General features: G+C 71.1%; 9 protein-coding genes and 4 tRNA genes. 8 read left to right on the top strand and 5 right to left on the bottom strand.

Features of this window, described 5'->3' with window-relative positions; translation table 11 throughout:
• Positions 1-47: 47 nt before the first annotated feature.
• Both ACIQZO_RS26195 and hrpA read right to left on the bottom strand, forming a co-directional pair.
• Positions 48-121 (bottom strand) — tRNA-Asp (locus tag ACIQZO_RS26195).
• An 81-nt stretch (positions 122-202) separates the two neighbouring features.
• On the bottom strand, positions 203-4135 hold the full coding sequence (gene hrpA, locus ACIQZO_RS26200) for an ATP-dependent RNA helicase HrpA (RefSeq protein WP_403630425.1): 3933 nt from the start codon (positions 4133-4135) through the stop codon (positions 203-205).
• 147 nt (positions 4136-4282) lie between these two features.
• Here hrpA and ACIQZO_RS26205 point away from each other — a divergent pair, with 147 nt between their 5' ends.
• The 3 genes from ACIQZO_RS26205 to ACIQZO_RS26215 are packed head-to-tail and all read left to right on the top strand — an operon-like array spanning position 4283 to position 6290.
• The gene (locus ACIQZO_RS26205) at positions 4283-4678 is read left to right on the top strand and encodes a hypothetical protein (RefSeq protein ID WP_403630428.1); all 396 of its coding nucleotides are present in this window, start codon (positions 4283-4285) and stop codon (positions 4676-4678) included.
• A gap of 53 nt (positions 4679-4731) precedes the next feature.
• Positions 4732-5457 carry a DsbA family protein gene (locus tag ACIQZO_RS26210; protein ID WP_403630431.1) on the top strand — a complete coding sequence of 242 codons (726 nt, stop codon included), beginning with the start codon at positions 4732-4734 and terminating at the stop codon, positions 5455-5457.
• Positions 5454-6290: a cytochrome c biogenesis CcdA family protein gene (locus ACIQZO_RS26215; protein WP_403630433.1), complete on the top strand. Its 837-nt coding sequence runs from the start codon at positions 5454-5456 to the stop codon at positions 6288-6290. Before ACIQZO_RS26210 ends, ACIQZO_RS26215 begins: the two co-directional genes overlap by 4 nt.
• Positions 6291-6327: 37 nt before the next feature.
• Here the strand turns inward: ACIQZO_RS26215 and ACIQZO_RS26220 are convergent.
• From ACIQZO_RS26220 to ACIQZO_RS26230, 3 genes are all read right to left on the bottom strand, one after another.
• Positions 6328-6404: transfer RNA gene (locus tag ACIQZO_RS26220), tRNA-Phe, on the bottom strand.
• A 22-nt stretch (positions 6405-6426) separates the two neighbouring features.
• A tRNA-Asp gene (locus tag ACIQZO_RS26225) sits at positions 6427-6500 on the bottom strand.
• A 39-nt stretch (positions 6501-6539) separates the two neighbouring features.
• A tRNA-Glu gene (locus ACIQZO_RS26230) sits at positions 6540-6612 on the bottom strand.
• Between the two features lie 103 nt (positions 6613-6715).
• Here ACIQZO_RS26230 and ACIQZO_RS26235 point away from each other — a divergent pair.
• The 5 genes from ACIQZO_RS26235 to ACIQZO_RS26255 all read left to right on the top strand — a co-directional run.
• On the top strand, positions 6716-7066 hold the full coding sequence (locus tag ACIQZO_RS26235; RefSeq protein WP_030012899.1) for a metallopeptidase family protein: 351 nt from the start codon (positions 6716-6718) through the stop codon (positions 7064-7066).
• Entirely contained in the window at positions 7063-7587 is a 525-nt protein-coding gene (locus ACIQZO_RS26240; RefSeq protein WP_403630436.1) for a CrcB family protein, read from the top strand. The genes ACIQZO_RS26235 and ACIQZO_RS26240 overlap by 4 nt, the downstream gene beginning before the upstream one ends.
• Positions 7584-7958, top strand: a complete 375-nt coding sequence (crcB, locus tag ACIQZO_RS26245) for a fluoride efflux transporter CrcB (RefSeq protein ID WP_403630439.1) — start codon at positions 7584-7586, stop codon at positions 7956-7958. The genes ACIQZO_RS26240 and crcB overlap by 4 nt, the downstream gene beginning before the upstream one ends.
• Before the next feature lie 86 nt (positions 7959-8044).
• On the top strand, positions 8045-8581 hold the full coding sequence (locus tag ACIQZO_RS26250) for a hypothetical protein (protein WP_403630442.1): 537 nt from the start codon (positions 8045-8047) through the stop codon (positions 8579-8581).
• 278 nt (positions 8582-8859) lie between these two features.
• A partial coding sequence (locus ACIQZO_RS26255; protein ID WP_403630445.1) for a DEAD/DEAH box helicase occupies positions 8860-10845 on the top strand: 1986 nt, incomplete at its 3' end.

Genomic DNA, 10845 nt, shown 5'->3' on the forward strand with positions numbered 1-10845 from the left:
GCGTCAGGGCCCGTATCCCCAGAGGGATACGGGCCCTGACGTTTCTGCGAACCTGACGGGACTTGAACCCGCGACCTCCACCTTGACAGGGTGGCGAGCTAACCAACTGCTCCACAGGTCCTTGATTTGCGGCCGCTGGGCGGCTACGAATCAGACTGTACCGCAGCTCAGGGGGTGCAGTCGAACCCGATCTCGGCGACGGTCACGGCGCCGCCGCATCCACCGCCTTCACGATCCGTTTGTCGGAGATCGGGTACGCCGTCCCGAGCGCGTGCGCGAAGTAGCTGACCCGCAGTTCCTCGATCATCCAGCGGATGTCGGTGACCGTGGACGGGACCGGCCGCCCCTTGGGCAACTGCTCCAGCAGCCAGGCGTACTCGTCCTGCATCTCGTGGACCTTCTCCATGCGCGTGGTGTCGCGCTGGACGCCCGTGGGCATCTGCTGGAGCCGCCGGTCCACCGCCACCAGGTAGCGCATGAGGTCCGGCAGCCGGCGCAGCCCGGTGAGCGTGACGAAGCCGGTCGGCACGAGGGCCGCCAGCTGCGTCTTGACGTCCTGGATGTTCGCGACCAGCGCCAGGCTGCCCGTGGCCTTCAGGCGGCGCTCACAGGCCTGCCAGGCGGCCAGCACCTGCTGCACCTGGCCGACCGTACGCACGGTCGTGTCCACCAGGTCGGCGCGCACGGCCTCGTAGAGCTTGCGGAAGCCCGCCTCGTCCCAGGCCGGTCCGCCGTGGTCGGCGATCAGCCGGTCGGTCGCCGCGGTCGCGCAGTCGTCGAAGAGCGCCTGGATGGAGCCGTGCGGGTTCCTGGACAGGGCCAGCTTCTGCTGGTTGCCCAGGTGGTCCGAGGCGAACTTCGCCGGATTCACCGGGATGTTCAGCAGGATGAGCCGCCGTGTGCCCAGCCACATCGCCTGCTGCTGCTCGGCCTCGGTGTCGAAGAGCCGTACGGAGACGGTCGCGCCCTCGTCCACCAGCGCGGGGTACGCCTTGACCGGCTGGCCCGCGCGCCGGGTCTCGAAGACCTTCGTGAGCGCGCCGATCGTCCATTCGGTCAGCCCGGTGCGCTCCACCGACTCCCCGCCCGCCCGCTCGGCGGTGGCCGCGGCGGCCTTGGAGAGCGCCTGGCGGGCCTTCGGCTTCAGCCTGAGCCGCAGGGCCTCCAGGTCCTTGTCCTCGGCGAGGTTCTTGCGGCGCTCGTCGACGATCCGGAAGGTGATCTTCAGGTGGTCCGGGATCCGGCCGAGGTCGAAGTCCTCGGCCGAGACCGGGACGCCGACCATCCGCTGGAGCTCGCGCGCCAGCGTGACCGGCAGCGGCTCCTGCAGCGGCACCGCCGTGTCCAGGAAGCGGCCGGCGTAGTTCGGCGCGGGTACGTAGTGCCGGCGGATCGGCTTCGGCAGCGAGCGGATCAGCTCGGTGACGATCTCCTCGCGCAGGCCCGGGATCTGCCAGTCGAAGCCCTCGTCGGTGACCTGGTTCAGCACCTGGAGCGGGATGTGGACGGTCACGCCGTCGGCGTCCGCGCCCGGCTCGAACTGGTAGGTCACCCGGAACGTGAGCTGACCCTGCCGCCAGGAGTCCGGGTAGTCGGCCTTGGTGACCCCGGCCGCCTTCTCGGTCAGCAGCATCGCGCGCTCGAAGTCGAGGAGTTCGGGCTCCTCGCCCTTCTTGTGCTTCCACCAGGAGTCGAAGTGCGCCCCGGAGACCACGTGGTCGGGGATCTTCTGGTCGTAGAAGTCGAAGAGGGTCTCGTCGTCCACCACGATGTCGCGGCGCCGGGCCCGGTTCTCCAGCTCCTCCACCTCGGTGAGGAGCTTGCGGTTGTCCGCGTAGAACTTGTGGTGCGTGCGCCAGTCGCCCTCGACCAGCGCGTTGCGGATGAACAGCTCGCGCGCGACCTCGGGGTCGATCCGGCCGTAGTTGATCTTGCGCTGGGCGACGATCGGCACGCCGTACAGCGTGACCTTCTCGTACGCCATCACGGCTGCCTGGTCCTTCTCCCAGTGCGGCTCGCTGTAGGTGCGCTTGATCAGGTGCTGGGCCAGCGGCTCCACCCATTCGGGCTCCACCTTGGCGTTCACCCGGGCCCACAGCCGCGAGGTCTCCACCAGCTCGGCCGACATCACGAACTTCGGCTGCTTCTTGAAGAGCGAGGAGCCCGGGAAGATCGCGAACTTGGCCGACCGCGCGCCCAGGTACTCGTTCTTGTCGGTGTCCTTGAGCCCGATGTGCGAGAGCAGGCCGGCCAGCAGCGAGACGTGGATGACCTGCTCGGGGGCATCGGCCTCGTTGACGTGGATGCCCATGCTCCTGGCGACCGTGCGCAGCTGCGAGTAGATGTCCTGCCACTCGCGGATCCGCAGGAAGTTCAGGTACTCCTGCTTGCACATCCGGCGGAACGAGGACGAGCCGCGCTCCTTCTGCTGCTCGCGCACGTAGCGCCACATGTTCAGGAACGAGAGGAAGTCGCTGGTCTCGTCCTTGAAACGGGCGTGGTTCTGGTCGGCCTGGGTCTGTTTGTCCGAGGGCCGCTCGCGCGGGTCCTGGATGGACAGGGCCGCCGCGATGACCATGACCTCGCGGACACAGTTGTTCTTGTCGGCCTCGATGACCATGCGGGCCAGCCGCGGGTCCACGGGGAGCTGCGAGAGCTGGCGCCCCATCTGCGTCAGGCGCTTCGTGGGATCCTTCTCGGCGGGGTCCAGCGCGCCGAGCTCCTGGAGCAGCTGCACGCCGTCGCGGATGTTGCGGTGGTCCGGCGGATCGAGGAAGGGGAACTTCTCGATCTCGCCGAGGCCGGCCGCGGTCATCTGGAGGATGACGGACGCCAGGTTCGTCCGCAGGATCTCGGGGTCGGTGAACTCGGGACGGGCGTCGAAGTCGTCCTCGGAGTACAACCGGATGCAGACGCCGTCGCTGGTACGGCCGCAGCGGCCCTTGCGCTGGTTGGCGCTGGCCTGCGAGATCCGTTCGATGGGCAGCCGCTGGACCTTGGTGCGGTGGCTGTAGCGGGAGATCCGGGCGGTGCCCGGGTCGATCACGTACTTGATGCCGGGGACGGTCAGCGAGGTCTCGGCGACGTTGGTGGCCAGGACGATCCGGCGGCCGGTGTGCTGCTGGAAGACGCGGTGCTGCTCGGCGTGCGAGAGGCGCGCGTAGAGGGGGAGAACCTCGGTGAAGCGCAGATTGCGCTTGTTCAGGGCGTCGGCCGTGTCGCGGATCTCCCGCTCGCCGGAGAGGAAGACCAGGATGTCGCCCGGTCCCTCGGACTGGAGCTCGTCCACGGCCTCGCAGATCGCGGTGATCTGGTCCCGGTCGGCGTCCTCGGCGTCCTCGGCTCCTTCGTCGAGCAGCGGCCGGTAGCGCACCTCCACCGGATACGTGCGCCCGCTGACCTCGACGATCGGCGCCTCGCCGAAGTGCCGCGAGAAGCGTTCGGGGTCGATGGTGGCCGAGGTGATGACGACCTTGAGGTCGGGACGCTTCGGCAGCAGCGTGGCCAGGTAGCCCAGCAGGAAGTCGATGTTCAGCGACCGCTCGTGGGCCTCGTCGATGATGATCGTGTCGTACGCGCGCAGCTCGCGGTCCGTCTGGATCTCGGCGAGCAGGATGCCGTCCGTCATCAGCTTCACGAAGGTCGCGTCCGGGTCCACCTGGTCGGTGAAGCGGACCTTCCAGCCGACCGTCTGGCCGATCTCGGACTTGAGTTCCTCGGCGATCCGCTCCGCGACGGTGCGCGCGGCGATCCGGCGGGGCTGGGTGTGCCCGATCATGCCGCGGACGCCGCGGCCCAGCTCCATGCAGATCTTGGGGATCTGCGTGGTCTTGCCGGAGCCGGTCTCGCCCGCGACGATCACGACCTGGTGGTCGCGTATCGCCTCGGCGATCTCGTCCTTCTTCTGGCTGACGGGCAGGTTCTCGGGATACGTGACCTCCGGCATCCGCGAGGCACGGCCGGCCAGTCGCTCGGCGGCCTTGGTGGCCTCCGCGGCGATCTCGTCGAGCACGGCCTGCTTGGCCTCGGGCTTGCGGATACGGCGGGCGCCTTCGAGGCGGCGGCCGAGGCGGTGCGCGTCACGGAGCGGGATCTCACCGAGAAGCGTCTGCAGGGCGGCGAAGGAAGTAGACATACCTGATCGAGGATCTCACCTGGGCCCGCCGGGTGGCGAACGCATTTGTCGGGTGGACCCGTACCATTTCGGGACGAGTCCGCCGGTCGTCCCAGTGAGAGGCAGCCCACCTTGTTCCGCCCCCGCCCTGTCCGGAGCCTGCTCGGCGTGGTCCTGGCGGTACTCCTGGGCTGCGCGGCCCTGGCGACGGCGGGCATCCCGGTCGGCCAGGCCCCTGCCGCGGCCGCGGTCCGGGCGCCGGTCCCGGCCTCCGAATCGACCCCGGCATCGGCCGCGTCGCCGGTATGGGCCGCGTCCCAGGCCGGGGCCCGCGCGGCCGTGTTCGCCGACGCGGGCGGTCCCGCCTGCGCCCCGGCAGCCCCCGAGCGCGGCGGTACGCCCGCCGTCCCCGCGCGCGCCTGGGGCGAGCACGCCCAGGTCCCGCCGGCCCGGGCCGCGCCCGAGGAGGCCGGTCCGCCCGCGGCCATGCCCCTACAGGTCCTCGTACGCGGTCCCGACCGCCCGGCGCCCGACCGGCTGGAACTCTGCGTGATGCGGGTCTAGGAGGCCGGTCCCCCACCGGTCCCGCCTCACCACCGCAGCTCTGGAGCACCCGCATGCCCTCTTCCAAGACCTCCACGAAGCCCCTGCTGATCTCCGCCGGGGTCGCCCTCGCCGCGATCACCCTCGGCATCGTCTCCTGGCAGGCCACTGCCCCCGCCGAATCCGGCTCGTCCGGTTCCGGCTCCGGCGCCGTGGCCGCGCCCCGGACCGACCCCGCCGCCGAGCTCAAGGCGCTGGCCCGCCGCGATTCCGGCGACAAGCTGGCCGTCGGCCGCGCCGACGCGCCCGTCGTACTCATCGAGTACTCCGACTTCAAGTGCGGCTACTGCGGCAAGTTCGCCCGGGACACCGAGCCCGAACTGGTGAAGAAGTACGTCGCGGACGGCACCCTGCGCATCGAGTGGCGCAACTTCCCGATCTTCGGCGCCGAGTCCGAGGCCGCCGCCAAGGCCGCCTGGGCGGCCGGGCAGCAGGACCGTTTCGACGCCTTCCACGCCGCGGCCTACGCCGACGGCTCGAAGGACAAGGGCTTCGCCGGGCCGCGGCTCGTGGAGCTGGCCCGGGAGGCCGGGGTCCCCGACCTGGAGCGCTTCACGGCGGACATGGCCGGCGAGCAGGCCGCCGCGGCCCTGAAGAAGGACCAGGAGGAGGGCTACCGCATCGGCGTCACCTCCACCCCGTCCTTCCTGCTCAACGGAAAGCCGATCGCCGGCGCCCAGTCGCTGGACACCTTCACGGCCGCCATCGCCCGGGCGAAGGCTGAGGCGGCGAAGCAGTGACCGACATCGGATACCTGGCCGCCCTGCTGGGCGGCCTCCTCGCGCTGCTCAGCCCGTGCAGCGCACTGCTCCTGCCGGCCTTCTTCGCGTACTCCATCGATTCCACCTCGCGGCTCCTGGCGCGCACCGGGATCTTCTACGCGGGCCTCGCCAGCACCCTCGTACCGCTCGGGGCTGCCGGCTCGTACGCCGGGCGGTTCTTCCACAGCAACCGCGACCAGCTCGTCCTGGCCGGCGGCTGGCTGATCATCGCGCTCGGCCTCGCGCAGATCCTGGGCCTCGGCTTCGCCCCGAAGCGGATCGCGGAGCTCTCGGGCCGGATCCGGCCCACCACCGCGCTGTCGGTGTACGCGCTCGGCGCGGTCTACGGGCTGGCCGGCTTCTGCGCCGGTCCGATCCTCGGCAGCGTCCTGACGGTCGCCGCGGTCAGCGGCAGCCCCGTCTACGGCGGCCTGCTGCTCGCGGTCTACGCCCTGGGCATGGCCGTGCCGCTGTTCCTGCTGGCCCTGCTGTGGGAGCGGTTCGAGCTGGGCGGGCGGCGCTGGCTGCGCGGGCGGGCCTTCGCGGTCGGCCGCTTCGAACTGCACACCACCTCGCTGCTGTCCGGGCTGTTCTTCATCGCCCTGGGCGCGCTGTTCCTCGCGTACGACGGGGCGAGCGCGCTGCCGGGGCTGCTGGACGTGGACGACTCGTTCGCGGTGGAGCAGTGGGTCGGCTCGCTGGCGGACGCGGTGCCGGACTGGGCGCTGCTCGGGCTGGTCGCCGTGGCGGCGGCGGCCGTCGGCCTCGTGCAGTGGCGCCGCCGCTCCGGCCCCACGGGTGAGGCCGAGTAACGCAAGAAGGCCCCGTCCGATGGACGGGGCCTTCCGATGGTGGCTGGGGCCGGGGTCGAACCGGCGACCTATCGCTTTTCAGGCGATCGCTCGTACCAACTGAGCTACCCAGCCACGAAACCGTTTCCGGCTTCAGCGAACCTGACGGGACTTGAACCCGCGACCTCCACCTTGACAGGGTGGCGAGCTAACCAACTGCTCCACAGGTCCTTGCATTGTGCGAGAACAAGTCTCGCACATGGTGTTGCGTACCCCCAACGGGATTCGAACCCGTGCTACCGCCTTGAAAGGGCGGCGTCCTGGGCCACTAGACGATGAGGGCTAAAGGCCCGCCGGGCACTTCTCAGCGCGTCGGGGACGTGAGAAGCATATGGGATCCGGGGAGCTATCGCCAAAACGGTTTGCTCCGGAGGGACAATGGCCCGGTGCTGGAGATGACGCGCGAGGAGTTCGAAGAGCTCGTCGCAGAGGCCCTGGACCGGATCCCGCCGGAGCTGACGCGGCTGATGGACAACGTGGCGGTGTTCGTCGAGGACGAACCACCCGCGGACGACCCCGAGCTGCTCGGTCTGTACGAGGGAACCCCGCTGACGGACCGCGGCGAGTGGTACGCCGGGGTGCTGCCGGACCGGATCACCATCTACCGCAATCCCACGTTGCGGATGTGCGAGGACCGGGAGAGCGTGGTCGCGGAGACGGAGGTCACCGTCGTGCACGAAATCGCCCACCACTTCGGGATCGACGACGAGCGGCTGCACGCGCTGGGGTACGGGTGACCCGCTCGCCGGTCCCCGGCGACGGGGCGGCGGAAGAAGCCATCGATCCGGACGTCGACCTGCGCGTACCCGCGCAGCGCGCCGAGCCGCGGGGCCGGGTGCTCGCGGCGGTGGCGGTCGGTGGCGCGGTCGGGGGCGCGGCGCGCTACGGGGTCTCCCTGCTCTGGCCGGCCGGTCCCGGGGCTTTTCCGTGGGCGACCCTGTGGATCAACGCCTCCGGCAGCGCGCTGATCGGCGTACTGATGGTGCTGATCAGCGAGGGCGGCCGGACCTCCCCGCATCCGCTGCTGAGGCCCTTCGCCGGGGTCGGCGTGCTGGGCGGTTTCACCACCTTCTCCACCTACGCGGCGGACTTCTCGCGGCTCCTGGACGAGGGGGAGGCGGGCACCGCGCTGGCCTACGCCGGGCTCACGGTGGTGGCGGCGCTGGGCGCGGTGTGGGCCGCCGCCTCGGCGACCCGGTTCGCGGTCCGGGGCCGAGGCGCCGGGCGTGAGGCGGGCCCCGGACGGGTTCCGCGGTGAACTGGCTGCTGGTGGTGGCGGGCGCGGCCGTCGGCGCCCCGCTGCGCTATCTGATGGACCGCGCGGTGCAGGCGCGGCACGATTGCGCCTTCCCGTGTGGCACCTTCGTGGTCAATGCGAGCGCCTGCCTGGTGCTCGGGGTGCTGGCAGGGGCGGCGCTGGCGGGGGCCGCCGGCTCGCGGCTCCAGCTGCTGCTGGGGACGGGACTGTGCGGAGCGCTGAGCACGTACTCGACGTTCTCGTACGAGAGCGTGCGGCTGGCCGAGCGCGGACAGCGGTTCCTGGCCGCGGCGAACGTGGTGATGTCGGTGCTGGTCGGGCTGAGCGCGGTGCACCTCGGCTCGCAGGTGGCGCGGCAGCTCTTCGCCTGAGGGCGTGTCCCTTACGCGTCAAAGGGAGTTGGGCACATTGACCCGCTCATGCGGAATGTTCACCCTCAGGCTCCGGAGGTGCCCCCGTGCGCCAGTTGTCCGCTTCCCTCCGACTGGCCGTCACCGCGCTCGCGGTCGCGGCGACGGCCGGCTGCATGAGCGTCGGCGAGAACGCGGCGAAGCCCGGGCCCTCCGCCCCGGGGGACCGCCGCAGCGGTGCCGAGGCGGGCGCGGGGACGGTCTCGGGGCGTGGCTCCGGCGTCCACGGCAACGGGCACGGCGCGAAGGACGGTACGGGGAACCAGGACGGCAGGACCAAGGAGGACGGCAAGGCCTCCGGCGCGACCGGGGCCTCGCCGAGCGCGGGCGCGCCGAGCGGGCAGCCCGGGGTGCCCGCCCCGTCGGCGGGACCGGGCGGCGGGGCCGGCGGGCAGGGACCCCAGCAGCCCACCTCGGGCGGCGGTTCGGGCGGACCCGGCGGCCCGGGCGGTTCGGGCGGCGGGCAGCACTCGGCGAGCCCGACCCCGGAACCGCCGGCCACCACTCCCCCTGTGACGGAACCCACGCCCGCTCCGCCGACTCCGCAGCCCGAGCCCACCACCGCTCCGGCGCCGGAACTCTAGGCCCGCCGGCTCCGCCGGGCACCCGGTGGGGCGTGTTCCGGTAACCATCCCGAGGGTCGTTTGTGCAGGTCAGAGGCTTTCTGGTCGGAGTGACTTGCCAGACCCCGGGGAGGGTGCGTATGGTTATAGATCGTTTGATCCCATTGCCCGGCGCCGACTCCGAAGAGCGCCGTGTGGCGCGTACTCTCCCTAACCGTGGCTGACCGCATTGAGGCGGTCGATTTGCGATTCACGGAGTTTGGGCGCGTGCCGAGACTCCGGAAGGTTTCGCATTTCGCATGTCCATTTCCAGCTCTGACCGTTCCGTCATGCCCGAGAACGACTCCAACGAGATGATCGACGCCGAGGCCCTTGTGGTCACTGAGGCGATCGAGGCCGCTGAGGCCGACGAGATCATCGAGGCTCTTGAGGCCGACGTGAACACCGACGAGTCCTTCGAGGACTCCACCACCGACTTCGACGACGACGAGGCTGACGCTGACGCGGAACCCTCGATCACCTTCGGCGACCTCGGTCTCCCCGAGGGCATCGTGCGCAAGCTCGCGCAGAACGGCGTCACCGCCCCCTTCCCGATCCAGGCAGCGACCATCCCGGACGCCCTGGCCGGCAAGGACATCCTCGGCCGCGGCCGCACCGGCTCCGGCAAGACCCTCTCCTTCGGTCTGCCGACCCTGGCCTCGCTGGCCGGCGGCCACACGGAGAAGAAGAAGCCCCGCGCGATCATCCTCACGCCGACCCGTGAGCTGGCGATGCAGGTGGCGGACGCCCTCCAGCCCTACGGCGACGTCCTCGGCCTGAAGATGAAGGTCGTCTGCGGCGGTACCTCCATGAGCAACCAGATCTTCGCTCTGGAGCGCGGCGTCGACGTCCTCGTCGCCACCCCGGGCCGTCTGCGCGACATCATCAACCGCGGCGCCTGCTCCCTGGCGAACGTCCAGGTCGCGGTCCTCGACGAGGCCGACCAGATGGCGGACCTGGGCTTCCTGCCCGAGGTCACCGAGCTGCTCGACCAGATCCCCGGCGGCGGCCAGCGCATGCTCTTCTCCGCCACCATGGAGAACGAGATCGGCACGCTGGTCAAGCGCTACCTGACCAACCCCGTCACGCACGAGGTCGACAGCGCGCAGGGCAACGTCACGACCATGACGCACCACGTCCTCGTCGTGAAGCCGAAGGACAAAGCGCCGGTCACGGCCGCCATCGCCGCCCGCAAGGGCCGCACGATCATCTTCGTCCGCACCCAGCTGGGCGCCGACCGCATCGCCGAGCAGCTCGTCGAGTCCGGCGTGAAGGCCGACGCGCTGCACGGCGGCATGACGCAGGGTGCCCGTACCCGCGTCCTCGCCGACTTCAAGGACGGCTACGTCAACGCGCTCGTCGCCACCGACGTCGCCGCCCGCGGCATCCACGTCGACGGCATCGACCTGGTCCTGAACGTGGACCCGGCCGGCGACCACAAGGACTACCTGCACCGCTCGGGCCGTACCGCCCGCGCCGGCAAGTCCGGTGTCGTCGTGTCGCTGGCGCTTCCGCACCAGCGCCGCCAGATCTTCCGCCTGATGGAGGACGCGGGCGTCGACGCCACGCGTCACATCGTCCAGGGCGTCGGCGCCTTCGACCCGGAGGTCGCCGAGATCACCGGTGCGCGTTCGCTGACCGAGGTCCAGGCCGACTCCGCGAACAACGCGGCCAAGCAGGCCGAGCGCGAGGTCGCCGAGCTCACCAAGCAGCTCGAGCGCCTGACCCGCCGTGCCGGCGAGCTGCGCGAGGAGGCCGACCGCCTCGTCGCCCGCTCCGCCCGTGAGCGCGGCGAGGACCCGGAGGCCGCTGTCGCCGAGGTGGCCGAGGCCGCCGAGGCCGAGGTCGCGGCTGCTGCCGCCGCCGCTGCCGCCGAGCTGGCCGCGCAGGAGCGCCGCGAGGAGCAGCGCGCCCAGCGTGACGACCGCGGCAACTTCGAGCGTCGCGACAACCGCGGCGGCGACCGCGGTGGCGACCGTGGCGGCTTCCGCGGCGGCGACCGCGGTGGCCGTCCCTCGGGTGGCTTCAACCGTGACGACCGTGGTGGCGACCGTGGCGGTTTCCGCCGCGACGACCGTCCGTCGGGTGGCTTCCGCTCCGGTGGCGACCGTCCGTCCGGTGGTGGCTTCCGTGGTGGCGACCGTCCGTCCGGTGGCTTCAACCGTGACGACCGTGGTGGCGACCGTGGCGGTTTCCGCCGCGACGACCGTCCGTCGGGTGGCTTCCGCTCCGGTGGCGACCGTCCG

The sequence above is a fragment of the Streptomyces sp. NPDC097617 genome, assembly GCF_044761485.1.
GTDB lineage: Bacteria > Actinomycetota > Actinomycetes > Streptomycetales > Streptomycetaceae > Streptomyces.